Source organism: Myroides oncorhynchi (assembly GCF_020905415.1).
Lineage (GTDB): Bacteria > Bacteroidota > Bacteroidia > Flavobacteriales > Flavobacteriaceae > Flavobacterium > Flavobacterium oncorhynchi_A.
In genome coordinates, this window is the sequence record NZ_JAJJMP010000001.1 from 3,247,822 (window position 1) to 3,273,145 (window position 25,324).

Below are 25,324 nucleotides of genomic sequence, written 5' to 3' on the forward strand. Positions count from 1 at the left end.
ATACTAAATACAATTAAAAAGAATGGCAACAACATCTGATATTAGAAACGGTTTATGTATCCAATTTAACAACGATATTTATAAAATTGTTGAGTTTTTACACGTTAAACCAGGAAAAGGACCTGCATTTGTTAGAACGAAGATGAGAAGTGTTACTAATGGAAGAGTATTAGAGAATACATTTTCAGCTGGTCACAAAATTGATACAGTAAGAGTAGAAACACATAAATTTCAATATTTATATCCAGAAGGTGATCAATTTCACTTTATGAATGTAGAGACTTATGAGCAAATAACTCTTTTAAAAGATACATTAGATGCACCTGAATTATTAAAAGAAGGAGATACAGTAATGGTTCAGATTAATTCTGATACTGAATTACCTTTATCAGTAGATATGCCTGCTTCTGTAATCTTAGAAGTTACTTATGCTGAACCAGGAGTAAAAGGAAATACAGCAACAAATGCTACAAAACCTGCTACAGTGGAAACAGGAGCAACTATCAATGTGCCTTTATTTATCAATGAGGGTGATAAAATTAAGATAGATACATCAAATGGCGCTTATATGGAGCGTATTAAGGAGTAATCACTTTTTATAAGTAAAGAAGATGCGTTTTGCAAAAACTCAAGATTTACAGACAATAGCAGAGATTATAGGATGTAAATTTATAGGAGATTCAAGTTTTCCAGTTTATGGAATGAACGAAATTCACGTTGTTCAAGAAGGTGAAATCGTTTTTGTTGATCATCCTAAATATTATGATAAAGCGTTAAATTCTAATGCTACAATCATCTTAATTAATAAAGATGTAGAATGTCCTGAGGGCAAAGCTTTATTGATTTCTGATGATCCATTTAGAGATTTTAATAAGTTATCTAAGTTTTTTAACCCTTTTAAACCTGCTACAGAAGTTCGTGCAAAAGATGCTGTTATAGGAGAAGGTACTGTAATACAACCTAATGTTTTCATAGGACATAATGTTGTTATAGGAAAAAACTGTGTAATTCATCCGAATGTAGTACTTTATGATGGTACAGTAATAGGAGATAACGTAGTTATTCACGCTGGTGCTATCTTAGGAGCAGATGCATTCTATTATAAAAAGAGACCAGAGGGATTTGATCCTTTAGTATCATGTGGTAGAGTCGTTATTGAAGATAATGTAGGTATCGGCGCTTTATGTACTATAGATAGAGGGGTTACAGGAGATACAACTATTAAAGAAGGAGCTAAAATAGATAATCAGGTTCACATTGGACATGATACTGTGGTAGGCATTCGCTCTTTAATTGCAGCACAATGTGGTATAGCAGGGTGTGTTATAATTGAGGATGAAGTTACACTTTGGGGACAAGTAGGTACCACAAGTGGTATCACGATAGGAACTAAAGCTGTTGTTCTAGCACAGTCAGGAGTTTCTAAATCACTAGCTGGAGGTAAGGTTTATTTTGGATATCCTGCAGAGGAGTCTAGAGATAAATTAAAACAATTGGCTAGTATTAAAAGAATACCTGAATTGATAGCAAAAACAAAAAATCTATAGTCGTAAAGATTATAGTTACTACTGGGTTTACAGCGAAGTAGTATAAAATGAAAAATGTTATTAATTAATCAATTAAAGTTATTTATAAGAGGGTAAAAAATTTTAATACTAATTAGAATTGTTTATTTTTGTGTAAGTAAGTTTAAATAAATAAAAACAAGATCATGAGTGTTTTAGTAAATAAAGATTCAAAAATAATCGTTCAAGGATTTACTGGAAGTGAAGGTACTTTCCATGCTTCGCAAATGATTGAGTACGGAACAAACGTAGTAGGTGGTGTAACTCCAGGAAAAGGAGGATCAACTCACTTAGATCGTCCAGTATTCAACACAGTTTCAGATGCAGTAGAAAAAGCAGGTGCAGATACTTCTATTATCTTCGTACCACCAGCATTTGCTGCTGATGCTATTATGGAAGCTGCTGATGCAGGGATTAAAGTTATCATCTGTATTACAGAAGGTATTCCTGTAGCTGAAATGATCAAAGCTTACGACTACATCAAAGGAAGAGATTGTAGATTAGTTGGGCCTAACTGTCCAGGTGTTATCACTCCAGGTGAAGCTAAAGTTGGTATTATGCCAGGTTTCGTATTCAAAAAAGGAACTGTAGGAATTGTTTCTAAATCAGGTACTTTAACTTATGAAGCTGCAGACCAAGTTGTAAAACAAGGTTTAGGTATTACTACAGCTATCGGAATTGGTGGTGACCCAATCATCGGAACAACAACAAAAGAAGCTGTTCAATTATTAATGGCAGATCCAGAAACTGAAGCTATCATTATGATTGGTGAAATCGGAGGTCAATTAGAAGCTGATGCTGCTCGTTGGATCAAAGAAAATGGTAACAAAAAACCTGTTATTGGATTTATCGCTGGAGAAACTGCTCCAAAAGGTAGAACAATGGGGCACGCTGGTGCTATCGTAGGTGGAGCTGATGATACAGCTGCTGCTAAAAAACGTATTATGGCTGAGTGTGGAATTCACGTAGTTGATTCTCCTGCTGAAATTGGTTTAAAAGTAAAAGAAGTTTTAGGATAGTCAATATTCTAAATATCAAATAAGAAAAGGTCTATGCTGATATGCATAGACCTTTTCTATTTTATATGAGTTTTAGTAAGCTTTCAAATTTTCAATATTCTGGATTATGATTCATTAATTTTTAAATATAGAAAATATAGAGGGTGTGTTTAGTGTCTTAAGCGAGCTATTTTGCTAGTGGGTTTAGTGAGCAAAGGGAAAAATAGTGTTCTTGATGTAAAGCAAGTTTTATAAATATATGAGGTATACTGTTTGTGTATTGACTTTGAGTCAAGTTATTTCTTAAAAAGAATTTGCAAATAGGGTGATATATAGAAGTAAGTGCTCTTAAGTTAAGGTTAAAAATTAGAGTATATTATATGTAAACTATTTTATGATTTAGTTTTTGAGGTAAAATTTAACATATAAAGTGTTTAAGTAATTAAAATAACTTAATTATTTGTCTTAATAGAAAACTTCTGTATATTGTAATGCGTTTACTACTGAAAGGATTTGTATTTATTAACTAAACCAAGTAAACTATCAAATATCGAACCCTAACCAAACTATAATAACTATAACAATTGAAAGATTGTTTTATTTCAAAAAAGAGACTCTAATTTTAGAGTCTCTTTTTTTATTTGTTTTTTTCAAGTAGATATAGGTATGCAGGAGGTAAATGATGGGTCATTATATTCTCGGGCTTATGAAATTGTTCTTGATACTTCTTATCGTGTAATCCATCAAGTATAATCGGATTACTACATCTAGCATAATTACTATTAAGACTATAGATTGGTTCTTTAAGTTCTGGAAGTTGTTTTTGGATAAATTCAAAAACAAATGATCCTAAATATTTATTGTATTTTTTCACACTCTTTTCTGTTGGATTCTTAATAGAATTAAGGATGTTCTTTGCAAATATTCTTTTAGGCCATGGGACTTTATTCAATGCTTTTTTAACTTGGTGATCTGCCAGTGGGCTTATTTCATTAAAGTCTCTAAAGGTTTGTGTGGTAGGAGGGAGTTCCGGTACCCAATCTTGTATATTAATAACAGAGTAACTCCAATTGTTAGCTAACTTTTCATATTGATAACTAAAGTATAGATTCCCTGGTTTAGGTGGAGCTATTGCATAGGTTTTAAATTGTATATCGGCTGGAATTTTGCCATTTATTTGTTGGTTTATAAGATTAGCTGTAATTAAATAGGCTATAGCTGCTCCTTGACTATGTCCTGATATTATAAACTCTTTTTTATTAAGCTTTATTAAGCTATCTAGTTTAGGCTGAATATCTTCCATTAGATACAGCGATGCTATAGTCCAACCAGCATGTACAGAAGCTCTAGTATCTGGAGATAGGTTATATTTCCTTTTGGTTTGATTATCTAATTGTATCTCTCCTGATGAAGGTATCATTGCAGCATAATAGTTAGCTAGCCAGCTGACTCCTTTATTTACAGATCCTCTAATTACTATTTCGTAAACATTATTCTTATCATTAAGATATAATCCCCACATATTAGTAAGTCCCACTTCTGGTGATTTATAAAGACTCTTGTAGTGCGTTAAAGAATAAAGAGAGTCTACAGGATAAGCTTTTTGTATATCTGAGGCTAACTGTAAACTATTGTAAATTTCAGTTTTATCTGCAATTGGTTTTAGAGTAGACTGTGCGTATCCGATAGCATTAGAACACAGTAGAAGTAGAAAGATTCTTTTAATCATAGGTGATATATGTATTTTTGAAACTTTAGCAAAGTATAATGTATTTCAAAGTTAATCTTTTAAATTTTTTAATAAGATTTAAAAGTTATAAATTAGATATAAACTTTAAAAATAGAAATATGGGTAATTCTTTTGTAAAGACAGTTAAGAGTAGAGTTAAGAATTGGTATATACCAGTTATTGTAGGTGTCTTATTTATTATTGGAGGGATATATATGTTCACAACTCCTGTAACTGCTTATGCTTCATTGACATTAATATTTAGTTATATGTTCTTGATATCAGGTGTTTTTGAAATCATATTTGCCTTCTCAAATCACGATCAACTAGATGGGTGGGGATGGCTTTTGTTTTCGGGAATTATTGATATCGTATTAGGTACTATATTAATAGGTACACCTACGCTTTCAGCTGTTGTATTACCAATATATGTAGGTTTTGGACTAATGTTTAGATCAATCCGTGGTATGGGAACAGCATTTGATTTGAAGAATTACGGTGTTAGATCATGGACTAGTTTATTTGTATTTGCACTTTTAGGACTAGTGTTTTCATTCTGTATGTTGTGGAATTTAGAGTTTGGAGCTTTCACAATAGTATATTGGACAGCATTTTCATTTATATTATTAGGAGTATATAGTACATTGTTTGGATTCTTTTTAAGAAGAATCAAAAAGTACGAAGGAAAAGTAGATCAAGACTTACTAGATCGTTATGAGCAAGTAAAAGAAGAGGTGCGTAAAAAGCTACATGACGAAGACTAAATGTTTTCTTAAAATAAATTTTAAGTAGAAAATATTTTATACTTTGCACAGAACTAAATAAAATGATTATGAAAAAAATTGCAATGTTATTCGCTTTTGTAGCTAGTTCACTTTTAATAGCTGGATGTGAGGGATCTACTGGTCCACAAGGACCTCCAGGGCAAACAATGTATCCTTTTGTTGAAGATATAAGAGTTTCTTTTGATACGAATCTAAATAGCTTTAGCCAAACCTATACACATAAGAATAACCCTAAAGTAAAAGTATATGATGGGGATGTAGTGTTGGTTTTTGTAATGGATGGAAATACTAAAGATGGTTTACCTATTTGGGCTCCATTACCTAAACGTTTCTTTGTAGATGTAAAAGAAGGGGAAGTTAAAATAGAAAAAGAGTTAGAATACAGTTATACATTTTCACGTTATGATGTAGAGATTGATGCTAAAGCAAATGCTGCATTAGGAAACTTTAATGGAGACGGAAAAGATCATCCAGGTTTTCTTAAAAATATGATCTTTAGATTAGTGTATATACCTGGTAATGATCCTGTAGTTAGTACAAAATCTGTTAAAACTAATAATGATACTAAGAAAAGTGGTAATACTACACTATCATATGAAGAGGCTGTACGTAAATATAACCTAGAAGATGTGAAAGTAGTTAAGAATTACTAGTAGTATATTGATAATATAGAACAAGGGGTAGGAGCGCAAGTTTCTACCCTTTTTTATTGGCTTAGGGGTAATGTGTAGAGGGGTATGGATACTTTTTGTATTGTTTTTAAAATAATATGCAAAAAATATAGGGGGTATGCATTGTTTTTAATCACTTTTATTTAAATTTGTACTCATAAAACAGGGGGTGACCTCTTAAAACTATTAATTATGTCAACATTTCGTTTTCGAGCAATTGAGAAAGCAGCCTCTAGAGAAGCTGTAAAGGTAGAAGAACTGGGTAGAAAATCATTGATCTTCGGTGATCACGTATTTAATGACAAGTCAATGCGACAGTTTCTTACTCCTGAGGCTTATCAGGCAGTGAAGAATGCGCAACTGGGAATTAAGATTGATCGTAAGTTAGCCGAGTACATTGCATTGGGAATGAAAGAATGGGCATTGTCAAAAGGGGTTAGTCACTATACACACTGGTTCCAACCGCTAACAGGTACAACTGCTGAGAAACACGATGCTTTCTTTGAAACATCTTTTGATGGAGATCCAGTTGAGAAATTCAATGGAAGTCAATTAGTACAACAAGAATCAGATGCTTCTAGTTTCCCTAATGGTGGAATCAGAAATACATTTGAAGCTAGAGGATATACAGCTTGGGATCCTACATCACCAGCATTTATCTTCGGTTCTACTTTGTGTATTCCTACTGTATTTATCTCTTATACAGGAGAAGCTTTAGATAATAAGACTCCTTTATTAAAGGCTATTAATGCTATAGATGATGCTGCAACTGAAGTGGCTAAATTCTTTGATAAAAATGTAAAGAAAGTAACTGTTACTTTAGGATGGGAGCAAGAATATTTCTTGGTAGATAGCGCATTAGCTGCTTCTAGACCTGATATCCTTACTACTGGAAGAACGTTATTAGGACATACAGCTGCTAAAGGTCAGCAGTTAGATGATCACTATTTCGGTTCTATCCCAACTAGAGTATTAAACTATATGCACGATCTAGAGAATCACTGTATCTTATTAGGTATCCCAGTGAAGACTAGACATAATGAGGTAGCACCTAATCAATTTGAGTTAGCACCTATCTTTGAAGAGGCAAACTTAGCTGTAGATCATAACTCTCTATTAATGGATGTTATGAAGAAGGTAGCTGAGAAGCATAACTTTAAGGTATTATTCCACGAGAAGCCATTTAAAGGAGTTAATGGTTCTGGAAAACACAATAACTGGTCATTAGCGACTGATACTGGAGTTAACTTGCTTAGTCCTAGTAAAACACCTAAGAGTAATATGCAGTTCTTAACGTTCTTTATCAATACGATTAAGGCTGTTAATGATAACGAAGAATTACTAAGATCTGCTATTGCCTCTGCTAGTAATGATCACCGTCTAGGAGCGAATGAAGCACCACCAGCTATTATGTCTGTGTTCATTGGACAACAATTGACTAAAGTGCTGAATGAACTTAAAGAAGTTACAGACGGTAAGCTTTCTCCAGAAGAGAAGACAGATCTTAAGTTAAATGTAGTAGGGAAGATTCCAGATGTATTATTAGATAACACAGATAGAAATAGAACTTCTCCATTCGCTTTTACAGGTAATAAATGGGAATTTAGAGCAGTAGGATCTACAGCTAACTGTGCTGGACCGATGACTGTATTAAATACGATCGTAGCAAAACAATTAAAAGACTTCAAAAACGAAGTAGATGCACTAGTTGAGAACGACGGATTAAAAAGAGATGAAGCGATTTTTAATGTATTAAGAGAATATATTAAAGACAGTGAAAGAATCCTTTTTGAAGGAGATGGATATGGAGATGAATGGGAAAAAGAAGCTGCTAAACGTGGATTAAGTAATAACAAAACAACTCCATCTGCTTTAAAAGCTAAGATTGATCCTAAGGCTATTGCTACATTTGAAGAGATGGCAGTAATGTCAAGTGTTGAGATTCACGCTAGATACGAGATTGAATTAGAAGAGTATGTTAAGCGTATTCAAATAGAGGGACGTGTATTAGGTGATATCGCTAGAAACCACGTAATACCAACAGCTATAAGATACCAAAACTTAGTAATCGACAACGTTAAAGGTCTTAAAGAGATATTTGGCAATGAAGAGTTTGCGACAATTGCAGCTGAGCAATTACAAATGATTAAGAAGATCTCTCATCACATTGAGCAAATCAATGTGAAGGTAACTGAGATGACTAATGAGCGTAAAAACGCAAATAATATCGAAGATGTTGAACAACAAGCGCACGCTTATTGTGATAAAGTGAAACCTTATTTTGATGTTATCCGTTACCATAGTGATAAATTAGAAATAATGGTAGATAACGAACTTTGGACATTGACTAAGTACAGAGAATTATTGTTTACAAACTAAGATAGAGTGATAAAGTAATTTTAAAGTGATCTTGCTGCAAAGTAAGATCACTTTTTTTGTACTTATTAGTTTCTTTTTTGTCATTTAGGTAAAGACTTAATTTACTTATAGAGGTGTATTATTTGGTTAATGCAAACTCGGTTTTAGAATGGTATATAATCACTTAAGTAACTTTATCACCTAGTGTTATTTTCTGTATGGAAGACTCGCAAATCATAATACTTTAAAAAAAAGACTCGTTTATTAAAAAAAATTCTATTTTTGAAATTAGTTGAATGGATTAAAGTTAGTTGTTCTAAGATTCTATCTCTATGAAATTCTATAAAAGAGTGCTTTTAATTAACAGTTAGAAAAATGACACTAAAAAAAAAGATACTATTAGCATTTGTAGCTATTCCTTTGACAGGGTATGCACATATGATATTACCAACTAATAAAAGTATATTAGAGCATTGTCATTACACAGAAGTATTGACTCTGAATACAATCAATGAGAAAGTTAATCCAAAAGATTTAAATATAGATAAACAAGACGTAAGTAAGCTATTTAAAGAATTGAGTCAGGTTATTGATCAATATGCTCAAAGTACATTGAAAAAAGGTAATATAAATTCGTTAGCAATTACTATTTATAGAGATGGAGAGACTTATCAGCAATATTATGGTGAGTTAGATAAACAAGGAAAACAAAAAGCAAGCGATAATACGCTTTTTGAAATTGCTTCAATTTCAAAAACATTTGTTGGTTCTCTCGCCGCTAAGGCAGTTTTAGAACAGAAGATAAAGTTAGAAGATGATGTTAGAGTATATCTAAAAGATGAGTACTCTAACCTACAGTTTAAAGGAACTCCTATTACGATTAAAGATCTACTTACTCATACTTTAGGACTTAAGAATAAAGCTCCTAAAGAATTAGAACAAGTATATCAAAAAGTAAGAGAAGGGTATTATGAAAATAGAGCTTTTGACTATGCTATGACTGATCTATTAGAGGAGTTAAAAACAGTAGAATTAGATAAAAAACCAGGAACGGTGTATGAATATAATTCAGTAGGACCTGAGTTAATGGCATATATTTTAGAACAGGTATATCACAAGTCGTATAAAGAATTGTTACAATATTTTTTATCAGAAACAGATTTACAGCATACCTACTTATATGAATATGAAAGGTATAAAAGCCAATTAGCGATAAGTTTTGATGAAAATAACAATATTGCTCCTTTACTTAAAAATCCTTTATTAGGAGGCTCTCATGGGATGATTAGTACATTACCTGATTTGACTAAGTTTATGCAATTTCAGCTAGAGAGTAATAATCCATTAATTAAAGAATCTACACGCTTATTGTTTAAAGACCTACAAGATGGTGATGATAAAGGATACTTATGGGATGTAGGATATGGTCAGAAAGAAGGAGCTTATTATGGAAAAACAGGAACGTCTAATGGCGTTCAGAGCGGTATATTGATTTGTCCAGATTCTAAGTATGGGATGATTTTAATTATGAATAACAATTCAGAGGAAGCCCAAAATGATTGGAGTCATTTATATAATAAGATTGAGACAGAGTTAATCATGTACCCTAAAATCAACTTAGTGTCCTTGTTAACAAAGGATTTTCTAAGTGATTTTAAACTTGCAGCTGTAAAGTATAAGGAATTAAAACTAGATGAAACGCATTATCTATCTGGATCCTTTTATTTAAACAATTTAGGATATGAGCTTATTAATAGTAATCAAATAGACAGAGCAATTGAAATATTTGAATTAGCCATTTCAGAGGATCAGAATAATGCTAATCTATATGATAGTTTAGGAGAGGCTTATTTTTTGTCTAATAATAAGAAAAAAGCATTACTTAATTATCAAAAGTCTCTTGAACTTGATCCAAAAAATAAAAATGCAAAAGCAGTATTAGAAAAGAATAAAAAACTATAATAGGTATAACGAAGTTTGTGATTAAAATAATTTCATATCTCCGTCTTTTATCCACTGTTTCTTCTTCATAATAAAGTAGATTAGGTAAGATAAAATCATAGGTAATATAATTTGAAGGCATAATATAGCCCATATAATATAGGAAGTAGAGTAAGTTTCTTTCATAGCATTAAATGTTCCTATTTGACCGACAAGTCCACAACTTCCCATCCCAGATTCTAATGCGGTGTTTTGCATGTCAAAAAATAAGATTGCTATTGGGCCAAGTATCGCAGATGCTAATGTTGGCGGAATCCATATTTTCCAGTTCTTATAAATATTAGGTACTTGTAACATACTTGTTCCTATACCTTGTGCCAATACTCCTTTTATACCATTATCTTTATAACTGATGGTGGCAAAACCAATCATTTGAGCACAACATCCTATGGTAGCCGCACCTGCAGCCAAACCGTCCAATTGTAACATCAAACACAAAGCTGCTGAGGAAATAGGTAATGTCAAGACCATGCCAACTACTACTGCTATAACTATCCCCATAATTAGGGGACTAGATTCTGTGGCAAGTATGATAATCTGACCTATCCATTGCATAAGTTGATTAACACTAGGACCTATCCATTGCGCTAAAGCTACACCAGTTAAAACAGTGACTATTGGAGTAATCACAATATCTATTCTTGTCTCACCTGCTACCGCTTTTCCGATTTCAACTGCAATAATGGTAGCCATAAAGACACCTAACGGACCTCCTAATTGATAAGCCGCTACTCCTACGGCTGCAGAAGAGAATAAGACTAACTGTGGCGCTCTTAGACTATAAGCGATAGCAAGTGCTATTACTGGACCTGTAGCTTGATTAGCAAAAGGCCAAACGACTTCTTTTAAAAAGGGAATGTTACATTCTTCTCCTATTGTTTTTAGGATGGTTCCGACTAATAAAGTTGCAAATAATCCATAGGCCATAGCTCCCATAGCATCAATAAAGTATCGCTTACTTGATATCTGTATATCTTTCCTTAGAAGAAATTGTTTCATTAATTGTTAGGTTTAATAGAAGGTAATAAGTTTCTTGTAATGCAAATCAAATGATGATTATAACGTATGCGAAATTATCAATAATTATAGTATAAATGAACTGTTTTTAAAATGATAATATATTTCTTAAATTAGTATATTCATTAACAAAATTTATAAATGAACACTTATTATACCTTCATTAAAGCTATTAAATCTCTAGTTTTAATACTTGTCATGTTCTTTACTTCTGATATAATGGCTCAGTCACCCACTGTATTAGATAAGCTTACTTCATTAGAAAGTTATAAAAAGCTCTATGAAGCAAATTCGTTTGATCATAATAATAGCTACTTTAAATCTAATGACAAAGGGCTGTGGAATAATGTACCTGTGGTGGACGTTTACTTTTATGAGGATAATTTTATGTGTTCTAATGATACCTCAGTTAAGAATTCTACCAGTCAGATAGTTGCTTATTTAGAAAAAACATATCCAAATAATTTAACCATTGAGAATGATTATTCTGAGATGTTTTATAATGTTGCTACACGTGATTTTACTTTGGAGTTTAAAGTGCGAGCAAAAACCAAAGCAGCAATAGATGAGAATACAAAAGGAAGGATGGAAATAAAGTTTGCCAAAGTAGTTGATAACCCTATTGCGAATTTGTCAGAAGAATTAAAGATTAATAAAGATGGCTTAACGTGCAAACTAAAAGTAGAATGTTATAATGTTGTGCCGACTGTCCTATTAGATGGTATTCCTATATTAGGTAAAAAAAAAGAGGATAAATATTCGAGTTATGAAACGGTGATACTTAATAAGTATATTCTTAATCCAGAGACACCTATTAACTTGTCTTTTGTCTTAACTCCAGGTATTGATGATAAAGGTAATATTATGCCTAAGATTCCTAAAAATTCTTATGCTAAGATCGGTGTTGAGTACGTAAATGCTAAAGGAGATCTTATAAAGAAGATTAATTTGTTTAATAATGAGGCTTATGTTACTGATACAATAGTAGATAATGGAAGAACGAGATACTCATCTTACCCAGGTACAAATGATTATACAAAAAAGGATATCCGATTTAATCACCAACTAGAAATACCTGTAGATTATAAATTAACTGGGTGGTCTAATGGTAAAGATTTGCACAAAGAAAAGAAAGTTGAAGAGCGAATCAGACAATTCTATACAGATTATGCTGCTTTGATCTTGAGTAAAGATATCAAACAAATAACCCAACTGTTGTATAATTCTTACCTAGAGAAATATACTTATAACTACAACAGTACTGAGCAGAAATCATATCATGATTTTGATGAGTTAGAATATATGCTTGAGAACTCCTTAAAAGTAGTGACAGCCAAAGAAACTAAACTTCATATCAGTAGTAATGGGCAGTTAGCTTACTTAGAAGCGATAGATAAGACGTCCTATCTAAAAACAGTAGGTAGGAGTTACTTAGATAATATTTCTTTTATTTTCTACATAGATAAAAATACAAACGAATTAAAAATCATCCGATGAAAACATATCTAAATACACTTGTATTATTATTAATCACTCAAATTGCTTTTGCACAAGTTGATTTAAAAAAGTACAATGCCGCTGCTACAAATCAAGAGTATGTAGATTTACTTAAAAGTGATTTAAAAGGACTCAAAGGGTTTGTGAATTTATTTAGTGAAAACAAATTTAAACCAAGTAAACCATCAGAAGTAGCCCCTCTAAAGATAACGTTTAATCAACAAGAATATGATGCGAATATAGAGCGGTTAGCACAAGCTAATTTTTGTTTTACAGATTTTATAGCGGATTCTCTTGTTGCGGTACAGTTGATTAAAGACCATGCTGTTTATAGTTCTCTAGAGGATATTAAGGTACCTATCTATGTAAAAAAGGTATATTATCACGATGGTACAACCCAAGATATGAAAGTATGGAAGAATGTCAATACACACTTTACTACTGAGCTTAACCTGGCTAAGGCTGTAGATAAAATAGATGTAGAGATTGCGTTCTCGACTATACAAAAACTTGATAGTATCATACTTCCTGCTGTAGTTCATCAAAAAAAGACTTACGATGGAGTAGATATAGAGGTGGTGGAAGTATCTGATAAAGGAGTATTGCTGAAAGTTTTATCTAATGAAATAGATTTTGATGAGATACATGGTATTCTAAAGGATAAAAGACGTGTGAAGAGTTATAGTTTTCAGCAATCTGCGATGCATCCAGATCAGTTTAATAAGTTTACAGAGACCTGTATTAAGCGAATCGGAGATATATTAAGTTTTTCTGAATCTAATCTATCTATGGAGCACTCCCAATTTAAAAAGGTCATAGGAGCTAAGCTTACTGATTTAGAAACACAATTATCGACTGAGTTTAATACATCAAAAAATGTTTATTATATGAGCTATGGGTTTGGAGAGCCTATTGATAAAGTTATTCTTTATAAGAGAAGCGAAACTTATAAGAAATACATCACTAAGACATTGACTAATCAAGAGCCTAAATCTCGTTTTATTGACTATAAAGACAATAAAACACTGATATATAACAAGGATCTGAAGCTATTAAAGGAGTTTGGGGAGAAATATCATACTGTTAATAACACTTACTTTGAAACACGATTACAATATTTTAATTTAAATGACAATCTACAGATGCAACCACTGCTGTACTATAAGTTAACTAATGTCTTAAACAACTATGTGATCATACAGGAAGATGATGAATCACCTGAGGAGTTAGTAGATCCGACGAATAAGAAGATTATGAAGGTGGATGGTTATGAGGTAAATGATAAGTATAACTATGCCTTAATAAAGTCGAATAATTCATATTATCTCCTAAATAGTAGTACACTAGTACCCAAAAAAATCACCAATGTAGATAAGGTTTCTGTTGCTGATAAGGGATATTTCATAGTAGAGAAGAATAATAAATACGGCTTTATGAATATAGAAGGGGAGATCATTATACCTATTCAATATGACGATGTAAACGCCTTTAATGATAAGACAGATTTGCTGCCAACAGATTTGTTATTTGCTGTAAAACAGAATGACAAATGGGGATTCGTTGATATAAAGAATAAAATTGTTATTCCGTTTATGTATGATGGTGTTAATGGGCCTTTTTCTTATGGTATTGCCCCTGTATATTTAGATGGAGCCTTAGGGTTAATCAACCTGAAGAATGAAAAGAAGTCTAAGTTTGTAAATAAGAATTATAGTCAATCAACTAACTTTGGAAAAAGAACACTGGGGTTAAGTGATGGTACCTATAATCATAAAGGAGAAAAAGAAAAGTAATTTAATGTTACAACCACTGATAAACAGATAAATCTAAATAAATCATATAAAATAAGCCTAAAGTAGGCATAAGCTTATAGTGATAAAGTATTATTGGTTAGGTGATTTTGGATATAACTAAAACTAATGTCTTTATAATTTCCCTAATTCAACATTATCAGGGAAATTATAAAGTGAAATCTTACTTAATTAATTTATTCTTTAATAAGAATGTTTTAATGTCATTAACTACTTTTTCTGGATGTTCATCTTTTACGCCATGCCCTGTTTTTTCATATACCTTATGAATAATAAAAGGTTTGTGTTCATTGGCAAGTTTATTATTCTCTTCTTCAAAATCAAACCAATCATATTTACTAACAGGATCAAAAATGAGTATAGGTTTGTTTATATTTCGATAAATAATTTTAGGATTTAATTGATGTGTTGAGGCACCGAAAGCCGTTTCAGAAGTAAAGGGAGTATAAATAATTGCAATGTTTTCTTTAGCAGAATTCTCACCTGTAAGTACTTCTGCACCTGGGTTTATTTCATATTTCCCAAAGGTATTTTGTTTTATTCTGGCATAAGAAGTAAAAATATCTTTCTTTAGTTTTGTGTTTTCTTTCCCTTTTATCCCCCAATTATTATATATAAACCAATATGCATCAAAATCATTATCAAAAACCATCGGTTTCTTGTTGCTATAATATTCCTTGGTTTCTGCTATGTCTTTTTCGATGTTAGCTGACTGCATCTGAAAGTCCCAAGCAACAGAACCGCCGTCTTCTAGAATAAGAGCTTGAACCATTTCTGGGTATGCATTATAAAATGCTGAACTTATAGTGCCACCTCTTGACCAACCACCGATAATTGCTTTTTTGATATTCATTCTGTCTAAAAGAAATTTGATGTCATCAGCAACATGTTATATTGAGAGGTCTTTTGAAGAAATTGGAGTAAAACCATGTCCGTAATAATCAATGGCAATGATGTGCAAATTCATGTTTATCAATTGATCTATAATTTCGTACAATTCATATCCATTGCTATAAGTTCCGTGAATCCATACAAGTGTAGGATTCTTTTTATCTCCCCATTCTAGATAATGCATATTTACATTATTTGTTTGAATGTAATTACCATGTTTCTTTTCGTATTCCTTAAACTCGGATTTTAGGTTTAAGAACAAATCTCTTTGTGCTATCGAATCTGAAGAAGTGCCTATTTGTGCTTGTACAGATAAGTATAACATAGAAAAAAAGAATAGAATGAGTTTGTTTTTCATGATTAGTAGATTTATAGTATTGTTGTTTATGGTTGGAGTAATTATATTCCGAAAATATTAAAAAGCAATGTAATAAACAATATGATTTGTTCAGTATTCTATAGTTGTGGAGTCGCCGATTAAGATTTCATATTGTTAAAAATATGGATATATACTAAAGATATAAAATGTGTGAATTTTGGGAATAATTTTATACTTTATTGAAATTAACTAATGGCTCTGTACTGTGTGGTTTAGCTGTTTATTGACGTTTCTAAAGAATCTTTATTCTCTCTTTTTCTAGGGTTTAAAGTGCTTTTTTTGCCATTTTTTAGGTGAGTATTATTTTGTTTTTTTATAAATATGATGATTTTAATTTATTGTTGCTACATATATAGGGAAGTACTATAATTCAATGTTTGAAACAAAGAAGAGTCCATTTTGATTAAATATTTTGTGGGGTTATCTCAAAATATTTTATTCTAAAGGTTTAATTACAATTATAACTTTTTAAGATAATTGAGTTATAAAGTATAATTTATTTTCTTTTAGTTAAGGGATGTTATTTTAACTTCTATAAAGAAGAAGACTATGTTTCAATTTATTGTAAAAAGTATTCATAATCATGTAGAATAGAGTAGGGTATGTTAAAAAATAAAATTAACATTTTTTATTTATTAGCATAGTTTTTTATTATTTATACTACATTTTTTTTTGAAGTTTTACTTTAAGGAGACTATTTGAATTTAAGTAGCTTCATTTTAAGAGTTTTTATAATATTATAGATGTATATATAACTTAATTGATTCACTAAATGAGAATAATCACAATATTAATTGTTTTAAAATCACAAACTTTGTAATGCTGTTTTAAAATAATGTGATGAGAGAAAAAATACTTTTTTTAAAGGTTAAGTTACCTTGGGAATACTTGAATTTAATTTATTCTATGCTACTATTTACTACAGCCTTCTATTTTCTGTTATTTAGTGATATTAGTTTTGTTATGTTGCCTTTTATTTCATTGTACATCTTATTTAACGTATATGTAAATCAAGACGATTACTTTCTTAAGTATGAAACAATGATGCTTATAATACTGAATTTAATAATTTGCTTTGTTGGATTTTATGATGTTGTAAAGTGGTTGAACTTTTCAATACATATTTTCTTTACAATAGTTTTTAGTTTATTTATAGGACTAAGAATTACTTTGTTAAATTATTTTATAGGCTTTAGAGAGTTAACTAATATGGTTGTTGTTCTACTTGTTCTTAATAGTATATTAGTTGCTTTACAGGGTGTTGTTTTTAAATTTAGGTTGAATTATTTTGAATTATTTATTTCTAAATTCATTTCCTTAATTGAGGTTGTCGCTTTTATAGTATTTTCTGTAAGTACTCTGATTTATCTTGTTTTTTACTTTAAAAAAGAAAGTTCAGCTAAAGATTTTTGATGTAGTCTATAATCTATTTTGCCTTAAAAGGATTAGTTACTATAATTTATCTATATGTTTTTTATTATTTTATTTATTCTGCTAGTGGGACTTTTCTTACTAAAGAATAGTGGTTTTTATCATAAGTATGATAGAAGGTTCATTGAGGTTAGTTTCTTTATGTCGATTAACCTGCTACTAGGTGTTTTGTATAATTATTTTTCCTCTACAGACTTGCTCTTTATGTCTGTGCTTTTAAGTTTGTTTAATGGCCCATTATTGTATTATTTATTATTTGATAAATCTAAGTTTTTGTTCTATCAATTATATGTCATGATTCTGTTGGTTTTTGTTTATATAATTGGATATTCATTTTATGTAGATAAAGAAGAGAGTGATCTTATAACTTTCAATTGCTATAGCGCTTTGATAGGTGGAAGTATTGGACTTACTTATCTTGTTAGTTGCTATTATTTCTTTGTTCAAACTTCTAAAGGAATTTATAATGAGAAGATAGTTGTGATCTTTATAGTAATCTTCTTGATTGAATCACTTCTTATTATTCCAGACTTTCGAAGTGGTATTTTTGATATTAACCCATTATTAGGTTTTGTTGGCTGTTCACTTGTACTAGTGGTTGTGAGTCAAATTTATTTGTTGAATAAATATTTCCAGAAACAATTCTGTATAACTAAATCTAATGAAGATCTTTTGTTTTTAGAGCTAAAGAACTCAATTGTGTATGATCTACCAGATATTATTGATGTAGATCATGAAGTTTTAGTTAATGAAGTGCTAAGTATTAATACTAATGTAGCAACTTCTGATTCGTTAGTTGATGAGACGGAATTATTAGTTATTAGTTCTGTTTTAAATGATGTTCTTATAGATAACAAGCTTTTTTTAGATCCAAATTTGACACTTCAAAAACTATCAAAGAGAACCGATATTTCAAGGGGAAGATTAACGGCATATTTTAAAAGTAGTGAGGCATCTAATTTTAGCAAGTACGTAAATCGTTTAAGAATAGAGTATGCTGTTATTTACTTACACGATAGTAGTAATGATGATTTAAGCATTGAAAAATGGGCATTGTTATCAGGCTTTAATTCAAGAGTTACTTTTTATAGGTCTTTTGTTGGAATTTATGGATTCGCACCATCAGAATTATTAAAAAAATAGTTCACATAGTACAAGGGAAATATTTATCTACTTTGTGTTTTTCTCATTTTGCAATCTGTTTTGTGTTTCAAAATCTGATATAGTTGTTTCAAAATGATGTTTTAGGTGAAATATCGTAAAATTCTCATAAATAAAGCAAAAGTTATTTATAGTAATATCATTTGTTTAAGAACTGCCAGTATTGTTTAATAGAAGCATTTATAAGCACGAATTTTTGCAAATGAATAGCTATCAAGTTGATGTTAAATATTTGATGCAATTATCTAATAGTCACGTATGGTGATTTTTATATACCACAATTAACTTTGAGTAATAGTAGTTTTGACCATGTTTTTAAAACGAGATATCAATGTAATATCTCAAATCAAAAAAAGGAAATATGAAAAAAAGAGTACTATCTGTTGCAGCATTGCTTTTTGGAAGTGTCGCTGTTAATGCACAAGTAGGTATAGGTACTATTAAGCCTAACAAATCTGCTGAGTTGTTAATTGAATCTGCTAATAGGGGATTGCTAATACCTAATGTAGCTTTATTGGATACAAAAGACAAAACAACTATTTCAAATGGAAATGTTGAGAGTTTAATGGTTTTCGCAACTAAGTCTCAAGGAGATGTTACTCCTGGGTACTATTATTGGAATATTAATAAGTGGGTGCGTTTAACTGCAGATAAAGATATTCCTGGTATTGTCGTAAATAACTTTCAGGAAATTGTCAATATGGAAGGTGATAAAGTTCAAAATATCATTAAAAATATTGTTAGAAATACAGAGGGAAATGTTATCTATGAGGGGGATAAATTTTACCAAGTAATTAATAAGGATGGGAACATTATTAAACAAGAAATCACTGACAAAATAACTCATATTGAATATGATGATTTAACAGGAGATTATATCTATTATAATGAAAATGCTGTCGATCGTCAAGGCAACATAGATAAAAACAAAGGAGTACGTATTCAAGTTAAACAAACTGTTATTAATAAATTTAAGGATATTATTAATGATCAAACTGTTCAGCAACATATTAATAATTTTTTAGAAGGAACTTATGTTGGTGGAAATGTTTATTATGATGGAACAAAGTTTACATATGTAACTAAAGCTGGGGAGACTAAAGAAATTACAATTAAAGAGATAGTAACTGCAAATGAAACAGTAACTACTTTAGTGAAAAATGGGGATGGTACTTATACATATACAAGTGAAAATAATACTAAAACTATTATTGATATACCATCTGAATTTGTAGAGCATTTTGAAAAAATAATTGAACAACCTGTAACAGTTGATGGAAGAACGTTTACTACAATAAATGATTATATTAAGTATATTACAGAGAGTAAAGGTGGTTTCACAAAAATCGTATACAATAAAGATGGAGATGTTATATTTCAAGAATGGAATGAAACTAAACAAGAATGGGTAAATGTTGATAATTCAAAATTTACAACTATTGTTAAGTCTAATGAGACAGTCACTCTACTAGTTCCAAACGCAGATGGTACGTTTACTTATTATAACGAAAAACAAATCGGCGCGGATGGTCAACCTAAAGCAGGAGAGACAGGAGTAACAATAGATCCAAAAGAAGTATCAGTAGCTTTAAATACAACGTCAAACAAATATGAGTTTAAAAACTCAAAAGGAGATGTAATTGGTGAGATTGATGCCAATGCAAATGCAATTGTCTACAACGATAATTCAACAAACTTAGGAGTAACAAATGTTCAAGAAGCTATCGAAAAGTTATTACAAAAGATAATAGAAGTAGCAGGAACAACAGGTGATTTATCAGTAGCAGGCGGACTTGAGTTTACAGGTGGAACTAACGGTACAACGAAGTTACTATCAGATGCTGGTATTCAAATAGCAGATAAAGGAGTAACGAGTGAGAAGTTAAACGCAGGAACAGGCGATGCTGACCGTGTAGGAGTAGCAGATAAAGATGGAAATGTAGTTTACAAAACACTAGACGAAGTAGTGAAATCTAATGAGACAGTCACTCTACTAGTTCCAAACGCAGATGGTACGTTTACTTATTATAACGAAAAACAAATCGGTGCAGATGGTCAACCTAAAGCAGGTGAGACTGGAGTAACGATTGATCCAAAAGAAGTATCAGTAGCTTTAAATACAACGTCAAACAAATATGAGTTTAAAAACTCAAAAGGTGATGTTATAGGAGAAATTGATGCCAATGCCAATGCAATTACGTTTAATAATACAACTAATGGATTTACATCAACTAATGTACAAGACGCATTAGAAGAACTTAAAAACACTATTGATGCTAATAAAGGTGATTTATCAGTAGCAGGAGGGCTTGAGTTTACAGGTGGAACTAACGGTACAACAAAGTTACTATCAGATGCTGGTATTCAAATAGCAGATAAAGGAGTAACAAGTGAGAAGTTAAACGCAGGAACAGGAGATGCTAACCGTGTAGGAGTAGCAGATAAAGATGGAAATGTAGTTTACAAAACACTAGACGAAGTAGTGAAATCTAATGAGACAGTCACTCTACTAGTTCCAAACGCAGATGGTACGTTTACTTATTATAACGAAAAACAAATCGGTGCAGATGGTCAACCTAAAGCAGGTGAGACTGGAGTAACGATTGATCCAAAAGAAGTATCAGTAGCTTTAAATACAACGTCAAACAAATATGAGTTTAAAAACTCAAAAGGTGATGTTATAGGAGAAATTGATGCCAATGCCAATGCAATTACGTTTAATAATACAACTAATGGATTTACATCAACTAATGTACAAGACGCATTAGAAGAACTTAAAAACACTATTGATGCTAATAAAGGTGATTTATCAGTAGCAGGAGGGCTTGAGTTTACAGGTGGAACTAACGGTACAACAAAGTTACTATCAGATGCTGGTATTCAAATAGCAGATAAAGGAGTAACAAGTGAGAAGTTAAACGCAGGAACAGGAGATGCTGATCGTGTAGGTGTAGCAGATAAAGATGGAAATGTAGTTTACAAAACACTAGATGAAGTAGTGAAATCTAATGAGACAGTAACTCTACTAGTTCCAAACGCAGATGGTACGTTTACGTATTATAACGAAAAACAAATTGGCGCGGATGGTCAACCAAAAGCAGGAGAGACTGGAGTAACAATAGATCCAAAAGAAGTATCAGTAGCTTTAAATACAACGTCAAACAAATATGAGTTTAAAAACTCAAAAGGTGATGTTATAGGAGAAATTGATGCCAATGCCAATGCAATTACGTTTAATAATACAACTAATGGATTTACATCAACTAATGTACAAGACGCATTAGAAGAACTTAAAAACACTATTGATGCTAATAAAGGTGATTTATCAGTAGCAGGAGGGCTTGAGTTTACAGGTGGAACTAACGGTACAACAAAGTTACTATCAGATGCTGGTATTCAAATAGCAGATAAAGGAGTAACAAGTGAGAAGTTAAACGCAGGAACAGGAGATGCTAACCGTGTAGGAGTAGCAGATAAAGATGGAAATGTAGTTTACAAAACACTAGACGAAGTAGTGAAATCTAATGAGACAGTCACTCTACTAGTTCCAAACGCAGATGGTACGTTTACTTATTATAACGAAAAACAAATCGGTGCAGATGGTCAACCTAAAGCAGGAGAGACTGGAGTAACGATTGATCCAAAAGAAGTATCAGTAGCTTTAAATACAACGTCAAACAAATATGAGTTTAAAAACTCAAAAGGAGATGTAATAGGAGAAATTGATGCCAATGCCAATGCAATTACGTTTAATAATACAACTAATGGATTTACATCAACTAATGTACAAGACGCATTAGAAGAACTTAAAAACACTATTGATGCTAATAAAGGTGATTTATCAGTAGCAGGAGGGCTTGAGTTTACAGGTGGAACTAACGGTACAACAAAGTTACTATCAGATGCTGGTATTCAAATAGCAGATAAAGGAGTAACAAGTGAGAAGTTAAACGCAGGAACAGGAGATGCTGACCGTGTAGGAGTAGCAGATAAAGACGGAAATGTAGTTTACAAAACACTAGACGAAGTAGTGAAATCTAATGAGACAGTCACTCTACTAGTTCCAAACGCAGATGGTACGTTTACTTATTATAACGAAAAACAAATCGGCGCGGATGGTCAACCTAAAGCAGGTGAGACAGGAGTAACAATAGATCCAAAAGAAGTATCAGTAGCCTTAAATACAACGTCAAACAAATATGAGTTTAAAAACTCAAAAGGAGATGTTATAGGAGAAATTGATGCAAATGCCAATGCAATTGTTTACAACGATAATTCAACAAACCTAGGAGTAACAAATGTTCAAGAAGCTATCGAAAAGTTATTACAAAAGATAACAGAAGTAGCAGGAACAACAGGTGATTTATCAGTAGCTGGTGGACTTGAGTTTACAGGTGGAACTAACGGTACAACAAAGTTACTATCAGATACTGGTATTCAAATAGCAGATAAAGGAGTAACAAGTGAGAAGTTAAACGCAGGAACAGGAGATGCTGACCGTGTAGGTGTAGCAGATAAAGACGGAAATGTAGTTTACAAAACACTAGACGAAGTAGTGAAGTCTAATGAGACAGTGACTCTACTAGTTCCAAACGCAGATGGTACGTTTACGTATTATAACGAAAAACAAATCGGCGCGGATGGTCAACCTAAAGCAGGAGAGACAGGAGTAACGATTGATCCAAAAGAAGTATCAGTAGCTTTAAATACAACGTCAAATAAATATGAGTTTAAGAACTCAAAAGGAGATGTTATAGGAGAAATTGATGCCAATGCAAATGCAATTACGTTTAATAATACAACTAATGGATTTACATCAACTAATGTACAAGACGCATTAGAAGAACTTAAAAACACTATTGATACTAATAAAGGTGATTTATCAGTAGCAGGAGGGCTTGAGTTTACAGGTGGAACAAATGGAACAACGAAGTTACTATCAGATGCTGGTATTCAAATAGCAGATAAAGGAGTAACAAGTGAGAAGTTAAACGCAGGAACAGGAGATGCTGACCGTGTAGGAGTAGCAGATAAAGATGGAAATGTAGTTTACAAAACACTAGACGAAGTAGTGAAATCTAATGAAACAGTGACTTTACTAGTTTCAAACGCAGATGGTACGTTTACGTATTATAACGAAAAACAAATCGGCGCAGATGGTCAACCTAAAGCAGGTGAGACTGGAGTAACAATTGATCCAAAAGAAGTATCAGTAGCCTTAAATACAACATCAAACAAATATGAGTTTAAAAACTCAAAAGGAGATGTAATTGGTGAGATTGACGCCAACGCCAATGCCATTACGTTTAATAATACAACTAATGGATTTACATCAACTAATGTACAAGACGCATTAGAAGAACTTAAAAACACTATTGATGCTAATAAAGGTGATTTATCAGTAGCAGGCGGACTTGAGTTTACAGGTGGAACTAACGGTACAACAAAGTTACTATCAGATGCTGGTATTCAAATAGCAGATAAAGGAGTAACAAGTGATAAATTGGGTGCAAAACCTGAAGAGCAAGGAAAAGTAGCAACAGTTAATTCTGATGGTTCAGTAAGTTATAAAGCAATCAAAGTAACAGATATTACAGAAGCAAAGGCAATGTTTTCAACTAGTATTACTATAGATGATGGAGGTGTTGGAGCAACTTTAAAAGATGTTAACCTAGAAATAAAACCTGGTAATGCAGGTCAAGTAATGATTACTGGTACTGATGGAAAAACTACTTGGGTAGATCAATCTGTAATTTCACCAACAACTAACTCATTGACTTCAGATAAAAATTTAATGACTTCAGATGTTAATGGTGTTGCTAAAACAGCAAATATTATTAATTCAGTTGAAAATACTTTAGATGCTAATAATAATATGGTTACCATGGTTAATGGCATAGCAAGTAATCCTTTAGATTTAACTACTGCTGTTCAACAAGGACAGAAGAATACTTATGTAGAGCAAGGTACTGGTATAACAGTTAGCAAGACTGTGTCAGTTGATGGAAAAGAAACAACATATACTATTGCATCAAATCCATCTGAGATTACGCTAGGTGGAGACGTAACTGGTACTGCTAGCACATCTGTTGTCGAGGCTATCCAAGGGACTAAGGTTAGTAATGTTAAACCTGACAGTGAAGGACAAGCTCTTGTATATGATGCTAAACTAGGTCAATGGAAACCAGGAATACCTAAAGTTGACGTTACTGATATTACAGATAAGAAGAATCTTACTGCTGCCAATGGATTAGAAGCAACCATTGAGGTTGTTACTGGAGGTACTAATGCTGTACTGGTAGAAACTAGCTTAAGGGTAAAAGAGGAGTCAATCACATCAAAGGAGATCAAAAATGGAACGATAAAACCTGAGGATATTGCTATAGCGGGTAATAATCAAGTGTTGGTTACAAATGAATCAGGTATTCCAACGTGGTCAAATCAGTCAGATTTAGGTAAGGTTATTACTTCAGATAACGGATTAACAAAAACAGATAATAATATTCAACTTGGAGGAATCTTAACTAAGGCAACTGTTATTACTACTGTTGCTAATAATACATTAGCTTTAAAAGGCTTAGATAAAACAAAGACTCAAGCTGTAAGTAAGACAGATGGTATAACACAACATTTACTAGCAATTGACAAAAATGGTGATATCATAAAAGCTTTAAAAGCTGCGATGCCTAAGTTCTTCTATATGCCTTCAGTTTTAGTTCCTACTGCTGAGAGTCAAGTAACTCAGACTGGGGTTTCATATAATAATGCTACTCGTACGGGAAGTATTAATTTATATAGCATTTATCAAAGTCAGTTTGGAACACCAGTTAAAAGTAGCGTAGGAGCAACTCCGCTTCCTGTATTACCAGTATCAGAATTAGGTTTCCATATTACATATGCAACTGAAGGAGTATTTACAATTGAGAGTATTACTGCAGAGGGACTTATGACATATAAAGTTAGTTCGACGGCAAATGTTAATGGTGGAAGTTTTATAAACATTGTATTCTCAGTAAAAGAAGATAATTAA

At 31.9% G+C, this 25,324-nt stretch carries 16 protein-coding genes; 12 read left to right on the forward strand and 4 right to left on the reverse strand.

Annotated elements, in window-relative coordinates:
* Positions 1 to 22: 22 nt before the first annotated feature.
* From efp to sucD, 3 genes are all read left to right on the forward strand, one after another.
* Positions 23 to 589 carry an elongation factor P gene (gene efp, locus LNQ81_RS14050; protein ID WP_229947788.1) on the forward strand — a complete coding sequence of 189 codons (567 nt, stop codon included), beginning with the start codon at positions 23 to 25 and terminating at the stop codon, positions 587 to 589.
* 22 nt (positions 590 to 611) lie between these two features.
* A complete protein-coding gene (locus LNQ81_RS14055; RefSeq protein WP_229947790.1) occupies positions 612 to 1,547 on the forward strand; it encodes a UDP-3-O-(3-hydroxymyristoyl)glucosamine N-acyltransferase in 936 nt (311 codons plus the stop codon).
* A 164-nt stretch (positions 1,548 to 1,711) separates the two neighbouring features.
* Complete coding sequence (gene sucD, locus LNQ81_RS14060; protein WP_229947792.1) at positions 1,712 to 2,584, forward strand: succinate--CoA ligase subunit alpha; 873 nt, start codon at positions 1,712 to 1,714, stop codon at positions 2,582 to 2,584.
* A gap of 616 nt (positions 2,585 to 3,200) precedes the next feature.
* Here sucD and LNQ81_RS14065 read toward each other — a convergent pair.
* On the reverse strand, positions 3,201 to 4,292 hold the full coding sequence (locus LNQ81_RS14065; protein WP_229947793.1) for a lipase family protein: 1,092 nt from the start codon (positions 4,290 to 4,292) through the stop codon (positions 3,201 to 3,203).
* Positions 4,293 to 4,411: 119 nt separating this feature from the next.
* On the opposite strand from LNQ81_RS14065, the gene LNQ81_RS14070 reads away from it, so the two are divergent.
* The 4 genes from LNQ81_RS14070 to LNQ81_RS14085 all read left to right on the forward strand — a co-directional run bounded on the left by LNQ81_RS14070 (position 4,412) and on the right by LNQ81_RS14085 (position 10,068).
* Positions 4,412 to 5,056 carry an HdeD family acid-resistance protein gene (locus tag LNQ81_RS14070; RefSeq protein ID WP_229947795.1) on the forward strand — a complete coding sequence of 215 codons (645 nt, stop codon included), beginning with the start codon at positions 4,412 to 4,414 and terminating at the stop codon, positions 5,054 to 5,056.
* Between the two features lie 68 nt (positions 5,057 to 5,124).
* Positions 5,125 to 5,730 (forward strand): hypothetical protein, encoded by a 606-nt coding sequence (locus tag LNQ81_RS14075; protein ID WP_229947796.1) that lies wholly within the window; start codon positions 5,125 to 5,127, stop codon positions 5,728 to 5,730.
* A gap of 210 nt (positions 5,731 to 5,940) precedes the next feature.
* Positions 5,941 to 8,127 carry a glutamine synthetase III family protein gene (locus LNQ81_RS14080; RefSeq protein WP_229947798.1) on the forward strand — a complete coding sequence of 729 codons (2,187 nt, stop codon included), beginning with the start codon at positions 5,941 to 5,943 and terminating at the stop codon, positions 8,125 to 8,127.
* Positions 8,128 to 8,481: 354 nt separating this feature from the next.
* Positions 8,482 to 10,068, forward strand: coding sequence for a serine hydrolase domain-containing protein (locus LNQ81_RS14085; protein WP_229947800.1), 1,587 nt, complete (start codon positions 8,482 to 8,484; stop codon positions 10,066 to 10,068).
* 21 nt (positions 10,069 to 10,089) lie between these two features.
* Here LNQ81_RS14085 and LNQ81_RS14090 read toward each other — a convergent pair whose 3' ends face one another.
* Positions 10,090 to 11,106 carry a PTS sugar transporter subunit IIC gene (locus tag LNQ81_RS14090; RefSeq protein ID WP_229947802.1) on the reverse strand — a complete coding sequence of 339 codons (1,017 nt, stop codon included), beginning with the start codon at positions 11,104 to 11,106 and terminating at the stop codon, positions 10,090 to 10,092.
* 159 nt (positions 11,107 to 11,265) lie between these two features.
* Here LNQ81_RS14090 and LNQ81_RS14095 point away from each other — a divergent pair, with 159 nt between their 5' ends.
* Together LNQ81_RS14095 and LNQ81_RS14100 are read left to right on the forward strand one after the other, a co-directional pair.
* Complete coding sequence (locus tag LNQ81_RS14095; RefSeq protein WP_229947804.1) at positions 11,266 to 12,621, forward strand: hypothetical protein; 1,356 nt, start codon at positions 11,266 to 11,268, stop codon at positions 12,619 to 12,621.
* Positions 12,618 to 14,414: a WG repeat-containing protein gene (locus LNQ81_RS14100; RefSeq protein WP_229947806.1), complete on the forward strand. Its 1,797-nt coding sequence runs from the start codon at positions 12,618 to 12,620 to the stop codon at positions 14,412 to 14,414. Before LNQ81_RS14095 ends, LNQ81_RS14100 begins: the two co-directional genes overlap by 4 nt.
* A 181-nt stretch (positions 14,415 to 14,595) precedes the next feature.
* On the opposite strand, the gene LNQ81_RS14105 is transcribed toward LNQ81_RS14100, so the two are convergent.
* Together LNQ81_RS14105 and LNQ81_RS14110 are read right to left on the reverse strand one after the other, a co-directional pair.
* The gene (locus LNQ81_RS14105) at positions 14,596 to 15,306 is read right to left on the reverse strand and encodes an alpha/beta hydrolase (RefSeq protein WP_336245921.1); all 711 of its coding nucleotides are present in this window, start codon (positions 15,304 to 15,306) and stop codon (positions 14,596 to 14,598) included.
* Positions 15,307 to 15,321: 15 nt separating this feature from the next.
* Positions 15,322 to 15,681: an alpha/beta fold hydrolase gene (locus tag LNQ81_RS14110; protein ID WP_229947810.1), complete on the reverse strand. Its 360-nt coding sequence runs from the start codon at positions 15,679 to 15,681 to the stop codon at positions 15,322 to 15,324.
* A gap of 861 nt (positions 15,682 to 16,542) precedes the next feature.
* Here LNQ81_RS14110 and LNQ81_RS14115 point away from each other — a divergent pair.
* The 3 genes from LNQ81_RS14115 (at position 16,543) to LNQ81_RS14125 (ending at position 25,324) form a co-directional block, all read left to right on the forward strand.
* The gene (locus LNQ81_RS14115; RefSeq protein WP_229947811.1) at positions 16,543 to 17,115 is read left to right on the forward strand and encodes a hypothetical protein; all 573 of its coding nucleotides are present in this window, start codon (positions 16,543 to 16,545) and stop codon (positions 17,113 to 17,115) included.
* A 54-nt stretch (positions 17,116 to 17,169) separates the two neighbouring features.
* Positions 17,170 to 18,276 carry a helix-turn-helix domain-containing protein gene (locus LNQ81_RS14120; protein ID WP_229947813.1) on the forward strand — a complete coding sequence of 369 codons (1,107 nt, stop codon included), beginning with the start codon at positions 17,170 to 17,172 and terminating at the stop codon, positions 18,274 to 18,276.
* Positions 18,277 to 18,655: 379 nt separating this feature from the next.
* Entirely contained in the window at positions 18,656 to 25,324 is a 6,669-nt protein-coding gene (locus LNQ81_RS14125; protein WP_229947815.1) for a beta strand repeat-containing protein, read from the forward strand.